This window comes from Pseudomonas sp. K2I15 (assembly GCF_002204795.1).
Taxonomy (GTDB): Bacteria; Pseudomonadota; Gammaproteobacteria; order Pseudomonadales; family Pseudomonadaceae; genus Aquipseudomonas.
The window spans coordinates 42,662-64,461 of the sequence record NZ_NIXO01000030.1; the positions used below are offsets into that span (position 1 = coordinate 42,662).

A 21,800-nucleotide genomic window follows, 5' to 3' on the forward strand; every position below is an offset into this window, starting at 1 on the left:
CGCTGTGCAAAAGGCCGACTTGCCCATAACGCGAGTCGGCTTTTTTTGTGCCCGTAAAAGCCGGTTGGCCTGATAAGTATCAACGCTGTGCAGGCATTCACGACTAAGCTTGTCGCGGGTGTCTGCAAGGCACGTCGAATTCTTACCTGGAGGTTGTTCATGGCTCGTGCCCGCCCGCAGTTGATCACTGGCAAGCTGGAGAAACTGCACCCCACCCAATTGACGGTCGGCCTCGCCGAGGTCGCGAGCAAGCGCGAGGCCTGGAAAAAGCTCAAGCGCAAGGAGCGCGCCGCCGCACTCGACCAGCATTGGTTTCCTTGTGTGGTTGGACCGGACGAGCGTTACTACATCACCGACCATCATCACTTCGGCCTGGCGTTGTTGCAGGAAGGCGTTAAGAGCGTGTCATTGCTGGTGCTCAAGGACCTGTCGTTTGTCGAGCGCACCACGTTCTGGAACGTCATGACCTTCAACCAATGGGTGCATCCGTATGACGCGCGGGGCATTCGTCGTTCCTACGATGCGATTCCCCGGCGGATTACCGATTTGCAGGACGATCCTTACCGCAGCCTGGCGGGCCTGCTACGCACCGCTGGAGGTTATGCCAAGGACGCGACGCCGTTCAGCGAGTTTCTCTGGGCAGACTTTTTCCGCAGCCGGATCGGCAGCGACCTGATGAATGACCTGAGCCCCAAGCTGATCGGCAAGGCCATGACCCTGGCGCGCAGTCAGGAAGCCCGCTACCTGCCAGGATGGGTAGGTCAGATTGGCAACTGAGACCAACCAAAACCGGGTTCAGGACTTATTGGCCGGCCTGTCCATCGCGGGCCTGCTGTTGCCCGAGGCCGTGGCCTATTCCAGTATCGCCGCGCTGCCGCCCCAGGCGGGCGTTATCGCCTTGTTCGCCGGGCTGTTGTGTTACGGCCTGTTTGGCACAAGCCGGTTCGCGATTGTCTCTGCCACGTCGTCCTCGGCCGCTGTACTGGCGGCGGCTACGGCGACGTTGGCAGGGGACAATCCCACGTTGCGGCTGAGCCTGGCGATGGGCCTGGTGCTGGTGACCGGGGCGTTTTTCCTGCTGGCCGGGCTGCTCAAGCTGGGCGGCCTGACTTCGTTTATCGCCAAACCGGTGTTACGTGGGTTTGCCTTCGGGCTGGCGCTGACCATCATCCTTAAGCAGCTCGCCAGTGTGGTGGGCGTACACCTGACCGATAACAACCTGATTCGCTTCCTGCCCCAGCTACTGGAACAACTGCCTCGCTGGAACTGGGCGGCGGCTGCCGTGGCAGGCGTCGCCTTGCTGCTGCTGTGGCTGTGCGCACGGATCAGGCGCCTGCCGGGCGGGCTGCTGGTGGTGGTGCTCGGGATTGCCGCCGGCCAGTGGCTGGATTTGCAGGCCCACGGTGTGGCGTTGATCGGCGTCATCGACCTGCGCCTGGAACTGGCCCACCTGCCGGTGTTGCCGTTTGCCGACTGGCTGCGCCTGGGGGAGCTGGCGTTTGCGATGGTGATGATTCTTTACGCCGAGTCCTACGGCTCCATCAGTTCATTCGCCCTCAAGCACGGCGACCGGGTGTCATCCAATCGCGATCTGCTAGCGCTGGGGGCCGCCAACCTGTTGTCCGGGCTGTTTCAAGGGATGCCCACGGGTGCTGGTTATTCGGCGACTTCGGCCAATGAGGCCGCCGGGGCCAACTCCCGATTGGCGGGTGCCGTGGCAGCCGTGGTGGTGTTGCTGATCGTCCTTACCGTACTGCCGTTGGTGGCGCTGACGCCGGAGCCGGTGCTCGCCGCGATTGTTATCTACGCGTTGGGCCGGGGCTTGAGCCTGCAACCCCTGGGCCGCTATTTCTCTTGGCGGCGCGACCGGCTGCTGGTGATTTGCGCGGTAGCCGCGGTGTTGGTGCTCGGCGTGCTGGACGGTTTGCTGGTGGCGGTCGGCATCAGTGTGGTGTTGATGCTGCGGCAGATGTCGTCAGCGGACGTCCGCGAGTTGGGGCGCATCGATGGCGGGCATGATTTTGTCGACCTGCAACATCATCCGAACGCCGAACAGATCCCGGGCGTGCTGATCGTACGGCCCAGTGAAGCGCTGTTTTTCGCGAATGCCGAGCGGGTGCTGGGCGCCGTTTTACACCTGATGCGGCGGGTGTCATCGCCGGTTCACACCGTGGTGCTGAGCCTGGAAGAGTCGCCGGATCTGGACGGCACCAGCATTGAGGCGTTACAGGCGTTTTTCGTGCAGGTGCAAGGGGAGGGCAAGTGCCTGGTGCTGGCCCGCGTGCGGCATGAGGCACAGGAAGTGTTGCAGAAGCTGCCCGAAGCGTGCGCGCCGCAGGTGCTGATCAGCGGGCTGAGTGTGGATGGAGCGGTGCAGTTGGCCTTGCAGCCAACCGCCTGAACCCGGACGCTTAAAATGTCTCGGCGCTGAGCCCCACTTGAGCGAAGTAGCCGTGCAATGTCTCAAGGTCGTCATTCGTGACGATCGCTCCAACGTAGCCATCCGGGCGCACTAACACCCATTCGCCGCTGGCAAGGTTGTAAGCGTCACTGAACTGCCGCTGATCATCGACCAGGTCGCCGCCTGGGCCGAAGCGATGGATATGCAGCCCGGCCCCAGGCTTTGGCGGTCCGCCTTCCACCTCGTAGCCGAGCAGCGTCCAATGCGCGCCCTGGAACAGGCTGAATAGCCGGGATGAGTGGCCAGCGGCGTTCCGAACCGTTGCATCGGGCGCCCGGTCACCGGCGAGCAAGCCGCCCTCACGTCCCGTAAGTTGCAGCGCCAGCGAGGAGTCGGGATAACCGATATCGAGTTGATGCACTTCGCGGCCGCGACGCATATCGCCCTTTTTCATCCCATCAAGCAGCTTCGCCGACAGGCCGAGCATTGACGCAGCGACAGGCCGGCGCTCCTCCTCATAGGTGTCGAGCAATGCTTCGGGTGCGCCGGCGACCACCGCCGCCAGCTTCCAGCCCAGGTTGTAGGCATCCTGCACGCTGGTATTGAGGCCTTGGCCGCCAGTCGGCGGGTGGATGTGTGCAGCGTCCCCGATGAGAAATACCTGCCCGACGCGATAGTGATCGGCCAGCCGCGCGTTCATCGTGTAGGCCGACGCCCAGGAGACGGACTGGATGTGAATGTCCTGCCGGCCGGTGCGCTGCGCAACCATGGTCGTGAGCCCGTCGATGCCGAGGTCAACTTCCACATCGAGCGGAATCGGCGCCTGTATCTGAAACATTTCGGTTCCGGCCAGTGGGCATAGCGCGAGTTGCGTTGCCATGTCGCCCTTGCCGTAACGGTGCCAGTAGTCCCGTGACAGGCCGGTCATCACAGCATCAGCCACGACGGCACGAACGCCGAGGGTCTGGCCGGGAAAGCCGACATTGAGCGTGTGGCGTACCACGCTGCGGCCGCCATCTGCGCCCACGAGCCAACGTACGCGCAGCGTCTGTTCGCCGTCATTACCGACAATCAGTGCGGTGACGCCGTTAACGTCCTGTTCGAAGCTAACCAACTCGCAGCCAAATTCGGGGCAATGCCCCAATTCCAACAGGCGCTCGCGCATCACCCCTTCGGTAAGGAACTGCGGCAGCATCAAAGGCTGCTGATAAGGTTCTGCGGGTGTTGGCTGCTGGTGCTCGATAACCTCGGTGTCGGTGTGGGTGCCATCGACGTTGTATAGCCGCTCGGGCGGGTAGGCGCCGCCCGCTGCGAGAATTTGCTCAAGAATGCCGAGGTCTTCGAATATTTCCTGGGTTCTGGGCTGAATACCCTTGCCGCGTGAGCCATGGAACGGCGAGGCCGCTTTCTCGATCAGGCGGAAGGAAACGCCCCGTCGCGCCAGGTCGATCGCCAGGGTCAAACCGGCCGCACCCGCACCACAAATCAGAACGTCGACTGGGCTTTGCTGTTTCATCTGGATCGCCTTTATGTGTAATATGCACATATATTTGAGCAAGGAAAAATCCGTGTCAACAAAAAGCGTGCAAAATACACATATAGGCCTTCAGATTCGCCAGCTTCACGGGGCGTTGATTGAAATTGTCGGGGCAATGAACCGGCCCCAGCGAGACGAAGTGATGGTGCGGGAGGCGGGGATATCCCTGGATCGGGCACTGTTTCCGCTGCTGGTGCTGGTGGAGCGGCTGGGACCGATCGGGGTTGTGGAGCTGGCCGACCGCGTGGGGCGCGACTACACCACCGTCAGCCGCCAGGTGGCGAAGCTGGAAAGCCTTGGCTTGGTCGACCGCCAGGAAAGCGCCAAGGACCGCCGGGTTCGCGAGTCGGTGATCACCCCGCAAGGCAAGGCGATGACGGACCGGGTGGATGACGCACGCACCCGGATGGGCATGGCTATTTTCGCCACCTGGGAGGCGCAGGATGTCGAGGACCTGGTGCGGCTGATGGGCAAGTTTGCCGCCGACCTCAACGACGATGCGCTGGTCACCCTGGAGGTCAAATAGCGCATCGATAAAAGCCCGGGCAAAAAAATACCCCTCAGTGAGGGGTATCGAAGCGGGTGCTGAAGGTTACCGGCGGCGGAACAGCGGCAACGGTTCATCCGTCGCGGCCTGGTAGGTCACCGAGAAATCCTTGAGGCTTTCCAGCGCTTCATACGGGTCTTTGTCTGCGCGCAAGGCGAAGGCATCGAACCCGCAGCGGCGCAGGTAGAACAACTGGTCGCGCAGCACATCGCCAATCGCCCGCAACTCGCCCTTGTAACCGTAGCGGTCACGCAGCAGGCGGGCGTTGGAGTAGTTGCGACCGTCGGTGAAGGCCGGGAAGTTCAGGGCGATGACCTGGAAATGCTCCACGTCATCACCGATCTCTTCGGCTTCTTCATCGGCGTCCAGCCATACGCCCAGGCCGCCGTCGCGGGCCTTGAGGGCGTGAGCGTGCTCGCGCCACAGGGCCAGCGGCACGATCAGGTCGTCGCAGTTGGAGATGCCATCGAAGCTCGCGTCCTTGGGCAGCAGGTGCCAGGTCTCGTCGAGGACTTCGTTGTTCTTAATGATTCGCTGCATAGACGCGCTCCTTGAACAGGTCAATGCCGATGCGCTGGTAGGTGTCGATGAAACGCTCATCTTCGGTGCGCTGTTCAACGTACACGTCGATCAGCTTGCCGATCACCTCGGGCATGGCTTCCTGGGCGAAGGATGGGCCGAGGATCTTGCCCAGGCTCGCATCGCGGCTGGCGCTGCCACCCAGGGACACTTGGTAGAATTCTTCGCCTTTCTTGTCCACGCCCAGGATGCCGATGTGGCCGACGTGGTGGTGACCACAGGCGTTCATGCAACCGGAGATGTTCAGGTCCAGCTCGCCGATGTCGAACAGGTAGTCCAGGTCGTCGAAACGGCGCTGGATCGATTCGGCAATCGGGATCGACTTGGCATTGGCCAGGGAGCAGAAATCGCCACCCGGGCAGCAGATGATGTCGGTCAGCAGGCCGATGTTCGGCGTGGCAAAACCCTGCTCGCGCAACTCGCCCCACAGGGTGAACAGTTGAGACTGTTCGACGTCGGCGAGGATGATGTTCTGCTCGTGGGAGGTGCGCAGTTGGCCGAAGCTGTAACGCTCGGCCAGGTCGGCGACGCCATCCAGTTGCTTGTCGGTGATATCGCCCGGTGCAACACCGGTGGGTTTCAGCGACAGGGTCACGGCCACATAGCCCGGCTTTTTGTGGGCCAGGGTGTTGCGGGTGCGCCAACGGGCGAAACCTGGGTGCTGCTGGTCGAGTTCGGCCAACTCGGCGCCCTGATTGCTCAAGGCCTTGTAGTCCGGGTCGACGAAATGCTTGGCAACGCGGTGCACTTCGGCTTCGGTCAGGGTGGTCTGGCCGCCGCGCAGGTGTTCCATCTCGGCGTCGACTTTCTGGGCGAACACCTCAGGGGTCAGCGCTTTTACCAGGATCTTGATCCGGGCCTTGTACTTGTTGTCACGACGGCCATAGCGGTTGTAGACCCGCAGGATGGCATCAAGGTAGCTCAACAGGTCCTGCCACGGCAGGAATTCGTTGATGAAGGCACCCACCACCGGCGTACGGCCAAGGCCACCGCCTACCAGAACACGGAAGCCCAGTTCGCCAGCGGCGTTATGCACCGGCTCCAGGCCGATATCGTGCACTTCAATTGCAGCGCGGTCCGAGGTCGAGCCATTGATGGCGATCTTGAACTTGCGCGGCAGGTAGGCGAATTCCGGGTGGAAGGTGGTCCATTGACGGACGATTTCACACCACGGGCGCGGGTCGATCAGTTCGTCGGCGGCAACGCCGGCGAATTGGTCGGTGGTGACGTTGCGCAGGCAGTTACCGCTGGTCTGAATGGCGTGCATCTGCACGGTGGCCAATTCAGCCAGGATGTCTGGCACGTCTTCCAGGGCCGGCCAGTTGAACTGGACGTTCTGGCGGGTACTGATGTGGGCGTAGCCTTTGTCGAAGTCGCGGGCAATCTTGGCCATCATGCGCGTCTGACGGGAAGTCAGTTGGCCATAAGGCACGGCAACCCGCAGCATCGGCGCAAAGCGCTGAACATAAAGGCCATTTTGCAGGCGCAGAGGGCGGAACTCTTCTTCGCTCAGTTCGCCTGCCAGATAGCGTCGGGTCTGATCACGGAACTGCTTGACGCGGTCCTCGATGATGCGCTGATCGTATTCGTCGTATACGTACATATAGGTCCTGTTCTCGGCAAATCTGCGCGCACGGCCGCGCACTCCCAACGGAGCCGGCGCACGATACCAGTTTGCGTTTATGCGCAAAAGTGATGTTTGAGTATATGCAAATAACCAAATGGCCTAATGAGAACGGTTATCGCGATACCCACATTTGTCATGCGGGCAATCATGAACTTTACTGTGCTCGTGTCTTTATGCAATCACCTATAAAACCGACAAGAGGCGATGCTATGAGCAATCCGACCAAAGCCCGCAAAAGTGACAGCAGTGTCGATGCCTGGGCCATTTTGTTCTTGATTATCCTGGTGGTTTCCACTGCCGTGTTCTGGGTCAGCCATCAATAAGCGGGCGCTACCCGAGCCAGATTGTCGGACAGTCGGCAATTAATCGAGATTGACCGGCCTGTAGCCATTATCATGGGCGGTCATTTCGAAGGGCTCTGGCAACGATGTTGAAGGTTCTCTGCAAGTGCTTGCTGGTGCTGAGCATGCCGTTCTGGGCCATCGCCCAGGCGACGTCGGTGGTGTTTCTCAACCCTGGCAATTCAACCGAGGCCTTCTGGGTCAGCTACGCGCAATTCATGCAGGCCGCCGCCAGGGACCTCGGCCTGGATTTGCGTGTGCGCTATTCCGAGCGCAACCCCGAGACGACCCTTTCCCAAGCCCGTGAGGCATTGCAAGGCAGCGAGCGCCCGGACTACCTGGTGCTGGTCAACGAGCAATACATCGCCCCGCAGATCCTGCGGCTGTCCGAGGGCAGCGGCGTCAAATTGCTGATCGTCAATAACGCCCTGACCGCCGACCAGACCCAACTGCTCGGCGCGGGCAAGTACCCCAACTGGATCGGCAGCATGGTCGCCGACGACGATGAGGCGGGCTACTTGATGCTCACGCAACTGTTGCGCCTGCATGGCCCCGTCGCCCCCGGCCAGACCCTTGACCTGATCGCGTTCTCCGGCGCCAAGACCACACCCGCCGCCCAACTGCGTGAACAAGGCTTGCGCCGTGCCCTGGTAGACCATCCGCAAGTGCGCCTGCGCCAGTTGGTGTATGGCGAGTGGAGCCGCCAGCGGGCCTTCGAGCAGGCCACGCAATTATTCAAACGTTACCCGCAGGCCGCACTGGTGTGGTCAGCCAACGATGAAATGGCGCTGGGGGCGATGGACGCACTCAAAGGCAGCGGGCGCACGCCGGGCAAGGACGTGTTATTCAGCGCGGTCAACAGTTCGCCCGAAGCGTTGCAGGCGCGCATCGAGGGGCGCATGAGCGTACTGGTGGCCGGGCACTTTACCCTCGGCGGCTGGGCGATGGTGGTGCTGCATGACGATGCCCGGGGGCTGCACATGGCGCAGTACGGAGGGCGTGAGCGCAAGCTCGGGCTCTTTCAGTTGATCGACCCGCCCCAGGCCGCAAAGCTGTTGCAGTTGCGCGGGCGCGAGGACTACGGCGTGGATTTTCGCGCGTTGTCGGCCCAGGGCAAGCCTGCGACTTACCGTTACCCATTCAGCCTGCAACTGCTGACGCATTGACCGGGCTCAAGCCCCGGCCAGGTGCAACACCAGCTTGACGATACCAAACAGGGTCAAGGCAAAAATCGCGGTGAACAGAATGCCCAGCACCACAAAGTGACTGGGTTTGCCGTGGGTAAAGTCGCGTGCGCGATTCTTGCCGCTCTGCACGCCGAAGGCTGCGGCCATCACGCTGTGGAGCATCTGCCAGAAGCTGGGTGGCTTATTGTCGGAGTCGTCCATGTGGCCCTCAATCGGTGGTGATGAGAACAAAGCTACCCAGAGGATAGTCAACTTGCGGCAAGTAGCTATCTACCACCCTGGAAGGCGACGCGCTGGGTGTACTGGGACTCCTTAACAAGAGTCTCAGGAGATACCGCATGTCAGATTCCACCCCGCCGCTCGACAAGGGGCTGCACACCTCGCTGATCAAGGCCCGGCTGCCTGCCTGGCTGGCCCACAGCGCTCCGGCAGATATCAATCGCCTGAGGGCCGGGTTGCTTCCCGGGCGCATTCCGCCCGGCCCGCCGCCTGCATGGCTGTCCACCGCAACACCGGAATTGCGCAAAGCCTTGAGCGACAGCCAGGCGCGCAGTCGTACGGCCAACCAAGTGCTGGCCAAGACCCTGAGCCTGCTCAAGGGCCCGACTGAGTTTGCCCAGCCGTTGCTGGTCGAGGCGTTGAGCAAACGCTTTGGGCAGACCCTGGACGTCAACCAGAACGCATTGTTCTACCTGCGCTACCGTGAGGTCACCGAGCAACACACGCTGCTGCAGGCGGCGCTGTTGAATTTCGAGGGCAATGAAGACTTCACCCAGCAGGCGTTGGGCGAGACTAGTGCCCTGGCGCCGGTGGGCGCACTGAAGACTGAATACGGTGAGTTCACCAGTGCCGGGTCTTGGTCGGCGCGCTATCGCTATACGCAGAAACTGTCGATTACGCCGCAGGACTTCTCGACGCTCTGCCGCACTCTGGACTTGGGCCAGCAGTACCAGGCGCATTTGAAGCAGGTGTTTGACGCGCCGGAACGTTCGGCAACCGTGCGTGAGCAGATGATCAGTGCGCAAAAGGCCTTGATGGCCGTGCGCACCCACACTGCCCGAATGAAAGGCGAGATTGCCGAGCCGGCCTATAACCTGCTGCTGGCAATACAGGCCGGTGAGGATCGACCCAGCCTGGCAGGCAAGGCGGTGGTCTACAGCCAGTTGTCGGTGCTGGGATTTACGCTGGCGGAGGTGGTGTTGATCGGCGCGCCGGCGGTGGGGCCGAGCGGGACGATTTTTGATTGGTTGTCGCCCACAGCGCCCGGCGTCAATTTACTCACGCTTGGTTCGTCCACACCCCGGGGTCGATTTGTGGTCTGGATTCCCGGTGCACCGCTGGCGCCGATCAAGGACTACGCGACGCTGGAGGCGTTCGACAAAGACCTGGCAATCAACCTGCGCTCACCGGCTTATCAGCAGCTTTTCTGCAGCTTGTTGCCGCAAGGCGATGCGGCGGCTTTTCTCAAGCGGCTACAGGAAAAACTCTTTACCTATAAGTGGAATGCATCCAAGGGCCTGTACGAGCAACAGTACGACGAGAATATCAGCCTGAACCTGCGCGAGACCGCCCTGAGTGGCGAGCTTTTCGGGGCTCTCTACGACAAACACGTGCAGCGCCTGAAAGAAAATGCCCTGAAACTCGCCGTGCCCACCGCCGAAGCGGATCGCAAGGCCGCCCAGGAACGCCGTGAGCACTGGCTCAGCCTGGGCTTGAATGTGTTGAATGTGGCGGCGTTTATCGTCCCGGGCCTGGGCGAGGTGATGCTGGCGGTCACGGCGATCCAGTTGGGGATGGAGGTTTACCACGGCATTGAGTCGTGGAAGCAGGGTGACCTGGATGCCGCCTGGGCACACCTGGAGTCGGTGGCGCTGAACCTGGCATTCATGGCGACGCTGGCAGGAGCGGGCGCACTGGCCAGCCGGGCGCCGGTGATCCAGGTCTCCAAATGGGTCGACGGCCTGGTGCCGGTCAAATTGCCCGGCGGTGAGGCGCGCTTGTGGAAACCGGACCTTGCGCCGTACCGCAGTGAGGTGCAGCTTGACCCGTCGATCAAACCCAATGCCCAAGGCCAGTACGAGACGGGCGGTCGGATTTACATTCGGATCGGCGAAGGCGTGTATGAGAAGGGTTTTGACACCCAGCTGAAAAAATGGCGGATCAAACACCCCAATGATCCCGCGGCGTATCAACCCGAGCTACAAGGCAACAACGCCGGCGCGTGGCGCGGGATTCACGAGCGGCCACGGGAGTGGGATCGCCTGACATTGCTGCGGCGATTGGGGCATGACACTCACGGTTTATCCGATGAGGCCCTGACCACCCTTGGCGACATCAGCGGGGTGTCCGAGGAGACCTTACGCAAAGTCCATATAGATGGCTTGCCGGTGCCGGCGCCACTGGCTGAAACCCTGAGGCAGTTCAGGGTCGATCAACAGGTGGACGAGTTGATCGCGCAGATTCGCAGTGGCTCGGGCCTGCACCCGCATTACGAATACACCCTGCCGCTGGTGGTCGAGATGCCACGCTGGCCGGCCGGCAGGGTGCTGGAAGTGTTTGAAGGGCCGGAACCGTGGGGGCGATCCCAGCGTTATGGCAGCCCGTTGTCGGCGGCCGATGTGCGCGCCACGATCAAGGTCACGCGCGCGGAGGTGCGCCAAGGCAAGTTGGCGCGCCAGGTACTGTCGGAACTGAGTGAGCAGGAAAGCGCCGATATGTTGGGGCGTGAGGCAAACGGCCCAGAGGCGGACAGGGCGCAGCTATTCAATAGACGACTGGCCGACGTTGCCCTCAACCGCAAACAGGCGCTGTTTGACGGCATGTCCCACCCCACACAGCCTGCCGCGCCCGACAGTGAGTGGATTCAGCGCCGGTTTGCGATGCTGTCTCGCGAGGCCATGGGCGAAATCCTGGCCACTGCCAGCGATCAGGAACGTGCGCAGATGCGCAAAACCGGCAAGCCCCCCGAGCGTTTGGATAACCTCGCCCGAGGCTATGCCCAGCAAGCGCGTTTGAGCCGGGCGATGACTGGCTTGCTGCGTGAGACAAGCGCTTCAGTGGACAGCCACAGGCTGGCCTTGCACAGTCTGGGGCGATTGCCAGGTTGGCCGGCGAGCGTCCGGCTGGAGCTTCGCGCGGGAAATATCACAGGGGTGTTACTGGACAGCGTTGGCCCTGAAACGGCCTCGATTCGCCGGGTTCTGGTCAAGGACGGCGACAGCTTCCGGGCTTACAATGAACGCGGTGTGCCGCTCAACCCAGTGGGGTCCGGTACACGCAATTTTTCTGAATCGATCCTGCATGCGTTACCTGATGACGTACGGCGCGGGCTGGGTTTTCCCTTGGTCAGCCAGCAGGCGGATTTGCAACGCGCCCTGACGCGTTACGCCACCGCCCATCGCAGTGAAATGGCCACGGTCTTGAAGCAGCGTATTGTCCGCGCCCGGACGCCCTGGCAGCGGTTCGGCGGGCGTTTGGGCTACGGACTGAGTGGCCGTGGCGTGGGGGTTGAGGATGAAGGATCGCTGGTGGCCAGGGTGCAGGATCTGTATCCCAATCTCAGCGAAGAGCAGGCCACCCGTTTTGTGCAGGCACGCCTGACCAATGGTGAAAACAGGTCGCAGGTAGCCCATATAGTGGCCCAGCGCAGCCGCGAATTTTCCAGCCTGCAGGCGGCCCTGGAAGGGTGGATGAACGAGGCAGTCGGCAATCCGCAACTCGTCGGACCGAGGCGCAGGCAGATGGCTCAGGACCTCATCGCGTGCTGGCGTCAAAACCTGTATCGCGGGTTACCCGCCCACGCGCACCTGGACCTCGTCTGGGAGTATCGCCTGCCTGACTTGCAGGCGGATTTTTCCCATGTGCGCAGTTTGAAACTGCAGGGGGCAGCGATGGCCGGCGAGGACGGGGCTGCGCTGTTTCGGCAGTTCCCGAACGTGCAGCGCCTGGAGGTTTATGCGCAGCAGGCCAGCCTGGATGCGGTGGGCGAACGCCTGCGCAACCTGACGAATATCAACGAGCTGTCGATCGACGGTCACGGCCTGGATTACCCCCAGGATTTTGGGCGTGTACTCAATGCAATGCCACAGTTGGAAAGCCTGGCCCTCAGCGGGACGATGGAGGCTTTGGATGTCAGTGGTTTGCCAAACCTGCGCACGCTGGTGGTGTCGGGCTCCCTGGTGACCTTGCCTGTCGGGGTCGCGGACCTTGCGCAGCTTGAGAAGCTGAATCTCTGGGGCACCCGGATCAATTCACTGCCGTCGACGATATTCCAGGGGCATGAACGCGTGTGGCGAGCCCTGCACCTGAATTGGTCGTCCTTCACACCAGCGGATTTCATGCAAGTGTTTGAGCACCTGAGTGGTAACACTGCGCACCTGGTGGACGAGGAACGCTTGGTGCAGAACTATTGCAGGGGCAGTCTGCAAGCCTTGAGACCCGCCGATTCGCCGCTGTTCCCAGATGCGGTCGCACAGTTCCAGCATCTGGGGCTTTCGGGGCGAGACAGGGTGGTTCGAGTCAATGCCTTGCGCGAGGAGCACAGCACCTTGGTCGGGGCGCTGGACACCTGGAAAACCCGCGAGCCACGGGTTGATCACCAGTTAGTGGATTTCCTTTACCGTCAACGTGCCGCTGAGAACCTCCTGGCTTGCTGGCGCAACGGGTTGGACCGACGCCTTGCGGGTGACAACCCATTACCCATTGACCCGAGAATTGCCCGCCTTGATTTGTCGGGGGGCGCGCTGGGAGAATTTCCACAACTGCCGGCTCAAGGCTTCGGGCATGTACAGCATTTGAACCTCGGAAGGGCTCGTGTACCGGTGCAGGCACTGGACGCGCTGCTGGAGCGATTCCCGGGCCTGCATAGGCTGGGCCTGAGCGGCAATAATCTGGCGACGCTGCCATCAACGCTGAGTGACCTGCACAGCCTTGCCGGCCTTGATCTGTCCCACAACCAACTAACCGTAACATCAGAGATACAGCGCCAGTTGAACCGCCTCACAGGGTTGCGAGAGCTGACCCTGTCGTACAACCGGATCGACAGGCTCGATGTCGGTAGGCTCAACCAGTTACGCAGTTTGAGCCTGGCCCATACGGGGACCAAGGTTTGGCCCACAGGCGTGTTGGATCTGCCCAATCTGGTCAGGCTGGACTTGAGCTGCAGCGCTATTACCGATGTTCCGTTGACGGCTTTAAGCGGGCATGACCCGCTGATGCTCAGCACCTACGTGCAGGGGTGCCGCTTGAACACTGCCTCCATCAGCAACTTGCAACGTTTCGCGCTGCGCACGGCGGTGCAATCTCCCCTGGGTATTTCCCTGGAGCTTCTCGCGCAAGGGCGTACCGGTGGCGATCCTGAGTTTTTTCCGGTGGAGTCTGCGGAAAATCCGAATTTAACGATACCGCTGCCTGTGCCACCCACTGGCGGCGAGGCGCAAATGACGTCGGCAGCCCGGCTGCAACGGCTCGACCCTGCACTGAGTACTGTCGACGCGATACGGCGCATTGATGAACTGACCGCACAGGGGGCAGGGGGGCTGGCGGCCCGCGCTGTCGAGGCGCGGCTCGGGCAATGGAGCCAGCAGCATGATGAGTTGATCGGACAGTTGAACGCCTGGATCGATATCCGCGGGTACAGGGATGGCGGCGGCTGGGTCCAGGCTCTTGATCGGCGGCGGGCGGCAGACAGGCTGCTGGAAAGTTGGCGACGCAACCTTCATGCGCAGGCGGGTCTGACGGCAACCGATGGGCGGCACATCGTTGATCTTTCCGGGCTATCTGTGGGGGACTTACCGGCGTTGGGTAGGTACTTCGGACATGTCCGGGTGCTGAACCTCAGCGAGGTCAAACTTACGGAGGAGGGTTCCAATGCCTTCCTGCGCGGGTTCCCTGGCTTGCGCGCCCTGATGCTCAACAAAAACGGGCTGAGCAGCTTGCCGGAAGCCGTCAGCGAGATGACCACGCTTACCCGGCTTGAAGCCAACTACAACGACTTCCGGGGCGCCGCCGAGCTGAAGCGGCAACTGGACCGCTTGCCTGAACTTACGTGGCTGGACCTGAGCGATAACACCCTCGACAGCCTGGACATCAGCGGCCTGCACAACCTGGAAACCCTCAACCTGCATGGCAACATCCTGGCGGATTGGCCGGAGGGCGTGTTGCAGGCGCCCCATCTAAGGACCCTGAACCTGAGCAACAATCAGATTGAGGCAGTGCCTCACGCCGCCTTGAGCCCACAGCACCGCCAATTGATGGCGGGCACGGACCTCTCGGACAACTTGTTGTTGGAGCCGGAGTTTCGGGTGCTGCGCGACCACCTGGTGGAAACCGGCAATGGCTTGGGATTTACCCAGCGGGAAATAGACCGGTTACTGGATGGGTACGAGGTGACGGATGAGGAAAGTGATGGCAGCGCCGAAGAGGATGCTCATCCCGAATTCCTGACGGATCGGGAGCAGAAAGCCCAGTGGTCTTGCGGCGTGGCTGCCGATTCGGAGAAGCTTGTGGCCTGGGACGATCTCAAGGCGACTGACGGCAACTCTCAATTTTTTTACATTATTTCCCGGTTGAAAAGCACCCGTGACTTCGCCCGGGACCGCGCGGAACTCACGGGACGGGTGTGGGAGGTGGTGGAGACGTCCTATCAGGATGCCGACTTGAGGCGGCTGATGTTTGACAAGGCAAGGGCATTGGTACACAGAGCCACCTGTGGCGATGGTTGGGCGCTATTGTTCAATGAGCTTGAGGTTGGCGTTTATGAGTACAACGCCCTCAAAAACGTTGCCCCGGGCCAGGAGGGTGCCAGCCTGTTTCGTCTGGCCAGAGGCATGATCCGGCTGGATGAGGTGGAGGCGCAGGCTGGCGAAGCGATTCGTCAGCGTCCCGGTGTTGACGAGGCGGAGGTCCGGCTGGCTTATCGTATTGGCCTGGCCCAGCGTCTGATGCTGCCCAGGCAGCCGGTGAGCATGCTGTACCAAGGCCTGTCGCGAGTGACCGACGTGGATATCAATCGGGCCTATGCCAGCATCATCGCCAAGGAAAGTACGCCTGGGTTCATCGATAAATTGGTGACGCGCGAATATTGGGTGAACTATCTGAAGCGAAAATACCTGGATGAATTTTCCGCGTTGGCGCAGGCGCACCAAGTGAGAGTGGAGGCGCTGGAATCCCGGCATTCGGACATCAACGAGCAGTACAAGACTGAGGTGAAGGCCTTGGCCGATCAGGAAACGGCCGCGCAGAAAACGTTGGCGCTGCAGCTTTCTACCCGCGAGCGTGCCGAACTCGACCTGTAAACAGAGTGACACCGGGGCCAGCCGAAACCGGCCCCGGTGTTGATCAGTTGTCGTAACCCAGGTTAGGCGCCAGCCAGCGCTCGGTCACGCTCAGGTCCTGGCCTTTGCGGGCGGTGTAGCTGGCGACCTGGTCCTTGTCGATCTTGCCCACGGCAAAGTACTGCGCCTGCGGGTGGGCGAAGTACCAGCCGCTGACCGCTGCCGCCGGGAACATCGCGTAGTGCTCGGTAAGAAACACACCGCTGCGCCCTGCATGCATTTCTTGGGCTTCAGGGTCCAGCAGTTGGAACAACTGGGCTTTCTCGGTGTGATCCGGGCACGCCGGGTAGCCTGGGGCAGGGCGAATACCGCTGTATTGCTCCTTGATCAGCGCTTCGTTATCCAGCACTTCATCTTTGGCATAGCCCCAGTGTTCTTTACGCACTTGCTGGTGCAGCCACTCGGCGCAAGCCTCGGCCAAGCGGTCGGCCAGGGCCTTGACCATGATCGAGTTGTAGTCGTCGCCAGCGTCCTGATAAGCCTTGGCGACTTCTTCGGCACCGATGCCGGCGGTGGTGATAAAACCACCGATGTAGTCGGTCACGCCACTGTCTTTTGGCGCCACGAAATCGGCCAGGGAGAAGTTCGGCTTGCCGTCGGTCTTGATGATCTGCTGGCGCAAGTGATGCAGCTTGGCAATCGGCTGGCCGTCGTCGCCGTACACTTCCAGGTCATCGTCCTGCACCTGGTTGGTCGGCCAGAAGCCGAACACGGCGCGGGCGCTGATGAGCTTTTCGTCGATCAGCTTGTTGAGCATTTCCTGGGCATCGGCGTACAGCGCGGTGGCGGCTTCACCGACCACTTCGTCAGTAAGGATGCGCGGGAACTTGCCGGCCAGGTCCCAGGAGATAAAAAACGGCGTCCAGTCGATGTATTCGGCCAAGACCTTGAGGTCGATATTGTCCAGCACTTTGGAGCCGGTAAACGTCGGCTTGACCGGCGTGTAGGTGCTCCAGTCGAACTGCGGCTTCTTCGCGATCGCCACCGGGTAGGCCAGGCGTTCGGTGCGGGCGCTGCGGTTGGCGGTGCGTTCACGAACGTCGATGTATTCCAGGCGGGTTTTTTCAACGAATGCCGGCTTCAATTCCTTGGACAACAACTGCGTGGCTACGCCCACGGCGCGGGAGGCGTCGGTGACATAGATCACCGCGTCATTGCTGTACTTGGGCTCGATCTTCACCGCCGTGTGGGCCTTGGAGGTGGTAGCGCCACCGATCATCAGCGGCAGGTGGAAATCCTGGCGCTGCATCTCGCGGGCAACATGCACCATCTCGTCCAGGGACGGGGTGATCAGGCCGGACAGGCCGATGATGTCGCACTTCTGTTCCTTGGCCACTTGCAGGATTTTCTCGGCCGGGACCATCACGCCCAGGTCGACAATGTCATAGCCGTTGCAACCCAGCACCACGCCGACAATGTTCTTGCCGATGTCGTGTACGTCGCCCTTAACGGTGGCCATCAGAATCTTGCCCTTGGCTTGCGGCTTGTCGCCTTTTTCCAGCTCGATGAACGGGATCAAGTGGGCCACGGCCTGCTTCATCACCCGGGCGGACTTAACCACCTGAGGCAGGAACATTTTGCCGGCGCCGAACAGGTCGCCGACGATGTTCATGCCGGACATCAGCGGGCCTTCGATCACCTCGATCGGGCGCGCGAACGACTGCCGGGATTCCTCGGTGTCTTCGACGATGTGGGTCGTGATGCCCTTGACCAGCGCGTGTTCCAGGCGCTTGTTGACTTCCCAGCCACGCCATTCTTCGGTCTCGGCTTCCTTGACGCTGCCGTCGCCCTTGTACTTGTCGGCGATGGCGAGGAGGGCGTCGGTGCCTTCCGGGGTGCGGTTGAGCACCACGTCTTCCACCGCAATGCGCAGCTCGGCCGGGATCTGGTCGTAGATCTCCAACTGGCCGGCGTTGACGATGCCCATGGTCAGGCCGTTGCGGATCGCGTACAGCAAAAACACCGAGTGAATCGCCTCTCGCACCGGGTTGTTGCCGCGGAACGAGAACGACACGTTGGACACGCCGCCCGAGGTCAGCGCGTACGGCAGCTCGTCGCGGATATAGGCACAGGCGTTGATGAAGTCGACGGCGTAGTTGTTGTGCTCCTCGATACCGGTGGCGACCGCGAAGATGTTCGGGTCGAAGATGATGTCTTCCGGCGGGAAGCCGACTTCGTTCACCAGGATGTCGTAGGAGCGTTTGCAGATTTCTTTCTTGCGCGCTTCGGTGTCAGCCTGGCCGGCTTCGTCGAACGCCATCACCACCACAGCAGCGCCGTAACGCTTGCACAGCTTGGCGTGGTAGATGAACTGCTCGACGCCTTCCTTCATGCTGATGGAGTTGACGATGCCCTTGCCCTGGATGCATTTGAGGCCGGCCTCGATCACTTCCCACTTGGAGGAGTCGATCATGATCGGTACGCGGGAGATGTCCGGCTCGCCGGCAATCAGGTTGAGGAAGGTCACCATGGCCTTCTTCGAGTCCAGCATGCCTTCGTCCATGTTGATGTCGATCACCTGGGCGCCGGCTTCCACCTGCTGCAGGGCGACTTCCAGGGCTTCGGTGTAGTTGTCTTCACGGATCAGGCGGGCGAAGCGAGCAGAGCCGGTGATGTTGGTCCGCTCGCCGACGTTGACGAACAACGAGCTGCGATCAATCGTGAACGGTTCCAGGCCCGACAGGCGGCACGCCTTGGGAATGTCCGGGATCTGGCGTGGTGCGTAACCGGCCACGGCCTTGGCGATGGCTTCGATGTGGCCTGGTGTGGTACCGCAGCAACCACCGACGATGTTCAGGAAGCCGCTTTGGGCGAACTCTTCGATGACCTTGGCCGTTTGCGCCGGCAGTTCGTCGTACTCGCCGAACTCGTTGGGCAAGCCGGCGTTCGGGTGCGCCGACACATGGGTGTTGGCTTTGTTCGACAGCTCTTCCAGGTAAGGGCGCAGCTCGCTGGCACCCAGGGCACAGTTGAGGCCCACAGACAGCGGCTTGGCGTGGCTGACCGAGTTCCAGAACGCTTCGGTGGTCTGGCCCGACAGGGTGCGGCCGGAGGCGTCGGTAATGGTGCCGGAGATCATGATCGGCAGTTCGACGTTCAACTCCTCGAACACGCCCTGTACGGCGAAGATCGCGGCCTTGGCGTTGAGGGTGTCGAAGATGGTTTCGATCAGGATCAGGTCGGCACCACCCTCGATCAGGCCTTTGGTGGCTTCGGTGTAGTTTTCCACCAATTCATCGAAGGTCACGTTGCGGTAGCCGGGGTTGTTCACATCCGGCGACAGCGAGCAGGTACGGCTGGTCGGGCCCAGGACGCCGGCGACGAAACGCGGCTTGGCCGGGTTTTCCAGGGTCTTGGCGTCGGCGATCTTGCGCGCCAGTCGCGCGCCTTCTACGTTTAATTCGTAGGCCAGATCTTCCATGCCGTAGTCGGCCATGGAAATGCGCGTGGCGTTGAAGGTGTTGGTTTCCAGGATGTCGGCGCCGGCATCCAGGTAGGCTTTCTCGATGCCGCCGATCACGTCCGGACGGGTGATCACCAGCAGGTCGTTATTGCCCTTGACGTCGCTCGGCCAGTCGGCGAAGCGTTTGCCACGGTAGTCTTGCTCCTCCAGCTTGTAGCTCTGGATCATCGTGCCCATGCCGCCGTCGAGGATCAGGATACGTTCCTTGAGGGCTTGGTGGAGGGCTTGCAGACGAGCGCTACGATCGGGCATGGGACTACTCTGGTCAGGTATTACGGAGGGCGAAGATCATATCAAACCTGTGCGCTTTTAGAGCATGTGCAAGGTTTGCATGAATATCGCTCATGTTGGCGGGGGCGTTACATCGGTAGAATTGACGGGTTTTTCACTGTAAGTATCGAATCGGGACCGGGAACATGTCGCTTCGCCTTATCGTCAGCGCTGCGTTTGCGCTGTTCGCCCTCACCGCACAGGCAGAAGGTCCCGCCCCGGCGATCTCTTATACCCGTGATATTCAGCCGATCTTCACCGAGAAGTGCGTGGCCTGCCATGCGTGCTACGACTCGGCCTGCCAGCTCAACCTGGGCAGTGCCGAAGGTGCCGCCCGCGGCGCAACCAAAGTGCCGGTGTATGACGGCGAACGCAGCCAGGCCAGCCAACCCACCCGTTTGTTCTATGACGCCTTCTGCAAGGCCGCCTGGCAGCAAAAGGGCTTCTACTCGGTGCTCGACGCCCAGGGCAGCCAGGCCGCACTGATGGCGCGAATGCTGGAACTGGGGCATAACGCGCCGTTGCAGCCCAACGCCAAGCTGCCCGATGACATCGTGCTGGGCCTGAACCGCGCAAATACCTGCCCGATGCCGGGCGAGTTCAACGCCTACGCAGGTAGCCACCCCAGGGAAGGCATGCCCCTGGCGGTCACCGGCCTGACCGACCAGCAGTACCAGACCCTGCAACGCTGGCTGGCCTCCGGTGCGCCGATCGACGAACAAGGCCTGGCACCGAGTGCCCAGGAAGCGCTGCAAGTGCAGCAGTGGGAAAACCTGTTCAACCAGCCCGGCGCCCGGAAAAGCCTGGTGGCACGCTGGTTGTTCGAGCACCTGTTCCTCGCCCATATCTACTTTGAAGGCGGCGAGCCGGGGCATTTCTTCCAGTGGGTACGCTCGCGCACGCCGAGCGGCCAGCCGATCGACCTGATCAACACCCGCCGCCCCAACGATGACCCGGGCACCCAGATTTACTACCGCTTGTGGCCGGTGCAGGGCGTGATTGTGCACAAGACCCACATCACCTATCCGTTCAGTGCCGAGAAAATGGCGCGGATCAAGTCGCTGTTCTACACCGACGACTGGCAAGTGCACGCGCTGCCGGGCTACGGGCCGGGCCGGCGGGCCAACCCGTTCGAGACCTTCGAGGCGATTCCGGTCAAGGCGCGTTACCAGTTCATGCTGGATAACGCCGAATACTTCGTGCGCACCTTTATTCGCGGGCCGGTGTGCCGTGGGCAAATCGCCACGGACGTGATCCGCGACAACTTCTGGACCCTGTTCCAGGACCCCGACCACGACCTGTACATTACCGATGCCCGCTATCGCGGGCAGGCCACGCCGCTGCTGGCGATGCCGGGGCAGATTGACGATGTGGGCAGCGTGCTCGGCCTTTGGCTCAAATACCGCGACAAGCGCAACGAGTACGAAGCGCTGCGTCGGGACAGCTACGCCGATGTGCCGCCGCCGAGCTGGGCGAGCCTGTGGGCGGGCAATGACAATGCGCTGCTGACGATATTCCGCCATTTTGACAGTGCGTCGGTGACCAAGGGTTTGATCGGCGAAGTGCCGCAGACGATGTGGCTGTTCGACTATCCGCTGCTGGAGCGCACGTATTACCAGTTGGCGGTGAATTTCGACGTGTTCGGAAACGTCTCCCATCAGGCGCAGACGCGTCTGTATTTCGACCTGATTCGCAACGGTGCCGAGCAGAACTTCCTGCGCTTGATGCCCGCGGATTCGCGCGATGACTTCCTCGACGACTGGTACCAGAACAGCGGCAAGGTCAAGCTGTGGCTGGACTATGAAGCCATTGACGACGACAAGCCCACCGGGCTGAAACTCGACGAAAAAGATCCCAAGCGTGACTTCGCCAACCAATTGCTGGCCCGTTACGGCGACTTGAACGCCAGCCCGGACCCGATCAACCGATGCGTCAGCGCCTTTTGCTCGCGTCCCGGCATCGACCCGGCGTTGCAAGACGCTGAACAGGCCCTGAGCCGCCTGACCAATCGCCCGGCGGCTGGGCTCAAGGTGATCGACCTGTTACCGGAAGCGACCCTGCTGCGCATCGAAACCCGCAGCGGCAAGCGCGAGGTTTATAGCCTGCTGCGCAATCGGGCCCACAGCAACGTGGCCTTTATGCTGGGTGAGGCGTATCGCTATCAGCCCGGCCTGGACACCGTGACTGTGTATCCCGGGGTGTTGAGCAGCTACCCGAACTTCATGTTCAACATTGCGGCGGAGCAAGTGCCGGAATTTGTCGCCGCCATGGAAAACGCCAAGGACGCCAATCGCTTCGAGAAGATCGTCGACCGTTGGGGCGTCCGCCGCAGTCATCCGCAGTTCTGGCAGTACTTTCACGACCTGTCGCAGTACATCCGTGAAACCACGCCGGTGGAAGAGGGTGTGCTGGATATGAATCGTTATGAAAACCTTTGATCGGGGGCGAAAGTCTTTTCCGACAAAATTACTAGGACTTTGTACCTCGGTAATAATTTGGCGTAAACTGCTGGCA

The 21,800-nt window shown here is 61.4% G+C and carries 11 protein-coding genes; 6 read left to right on the forward strand and 5 right to left on the reverse strand.

Features of this window, described 5'->3' with window-relative positions:
* Positions 1-159 precede the first annotated feature (159 nt).
* Positions 160-777 (forward strand): ParB-like protein, encoded by a 618-nt coding sequence (locus tag CEC48_RS18520; RefSeq protein ID WP_088425051.1) that lies wholly within the window; start codon positions 160-162, stop codon positions 775-777.
* The gene (locus tag CEC48_RS18525) at positions 767-2,401 is read left to right on the forward strand and encodes a SulP family inorganic anion transporter (RefSeq protein WP_088425052.1); all 1,635 of its coding nucleotides are present in this window, start codon (positions 767-769) and stop codon (positions 2,399-2,401) included. Before CEC48_RS18520 ends, CEC48_RS18525 begins: the two co-directional genes overlap by 11 nt.
* Positions 2,402-2,411: 10 nt before the next feature.
* Here the strand turns inward: CEC48_RS18525 and CEC48_RS18530 are convergent, their stop codons facing one another.
* The gene (locus CEC48_RS18530; protein ID WP_088425053.1) at positions 2,412-3,917 is read right to left on the reverse strand and encodes an FAD-dependent oxidoreductase; all 1,506 of its coding nucleotides are present in this window, start codon (positions 3,915-3,917) and stop codon (positions 2,412-2,414) included.
* A gap of 136 nt (positions 3,918-4,053) precedes the next feature.
* Here CEC48_RS18530 and CEC48_RS18535 point away from each other — a divergent pair, with 136 nt between their 5' ends.
* Positions 4,054-4,464: a MarR family winged helix-turn-helix transcriptional regulator gene (locus CEC48_RS18535; protein WP_218192534.1), complete on the forward strand. Its 411-nt coding sequence runs from the start codon at positions 4,054-4,056 to the stop codon at positions 4,462-4,464.
* 66 nt (positions 4,465-4,530) lie between these two features.
* Here CEC48_RS18535 and CEC48_RS18540 read toward each other — a convergent pair whose 3' ends face one another.
* Complete coding sequence (locus CEC48_RS18540; RefSeq protein WP_003210798.1) at positions 4,531-5,025, reverse strand: DUF934 domain-containing protein; 495 nt, start codon at positions 5,023-5,025, stop codon at positions 4,531-4,533.
* Complete coding sequence (locus tag CEC48_RS18545) at positions 5,009-6,667, reverse strand: nitrite/sulfite reductase (RefSeq protein ID WP_088425055.1); 1,659 nt, start codon at positions 6,665-6,667, stop codon at positions 5,009-5,011. Before CEC48_RS18545 ends, CEC48_RS18540 begins: the two co-directional genes overlap by 17 nt.
* Positions 6,668-7,118: 451 nt before the next feature.
* Between CEC48_RS18545 and CEC48_RS18550 the strand changes: the two genes are divergently transcribed.
* Positions 7,119-8,198 carry an ABC transporter substrate-binding protein gene (locus CEC48_RS18550; RefSeq protein WP_088425056.1) on the forward strand — a complete coding sequence of 360 codons (1,080 nt, stop codon included), beginning with the start codon at positions 7,119-7,121 and terminating at the stop codon, positions 8,196-8,198.
* A 6-nt stretch (positions 8,199-8,204) separates the two neighbouring features.
* Here the strand turns inward: CEC48_RS18550 and CEC48_RS18555 are convergent, their stop codons facing one another.
* Positions 8,205-8,420, reverse strand: a complete 216-nt coding sequence (locus CEC48_RS18555; RefSeq protein ID WP_088425057.1) for a DUF2970 domain-containing protein — start codon at positions 8,418-8,420, stop codon at positions 8,205-8,207.
* Positions 8,421-8,557: 137 nt separating this feature from the next.
* Between CEC48_RS18555 and CEC48_RS18560 the strand changes: the two genes are divergently transcribed.
* A complete protein-coding gene (locus CEC48_RS18560) occupies positions 8,558-15,514 on the forward strand; it encodes an NEL-type E3 ubiquitin ligase domain-containing protein (protein WP_088425058.1) in 6,957 nt (2,318 codons plus the stop codon).
* Between the two features lie 43 nt (positions 15,515-15,557).
* On the opposite strand, the gene metH is transcribed toward CEC48_RS18560, so the two are convergent.
* Complete coding sequence (metH, locus tag CEC48_RS18565) at positions 15,558-19,268, reverse strand: methionine synthase (RefSeq protein WP_088425059.1); 3,711 nt, start codon at positions 19,266-19,268, stop codon at positions 15,558-15,560.
* A 164-nt stretch (positions 19,269-19,432) separates the two neighbouring features.
* Between metH and CEC48_RS18570 the strand changes: the two genes are divergently transcribed.
* The gene (locus tag CEC48_RS18570; RefSeq protein WP_088425060.1) at positions 19,433-21,724 is read left to right on the forward strand and encodes a fatty acid cis/trans isomerase; all 2,292 of its coding nucleotides are present in this window, start codon (positions 19,433-19,435) and stop codon (positions 21,722-21,724) included.
* Positions 21,725-21,800: the final 76 nt, after the last annotated feature.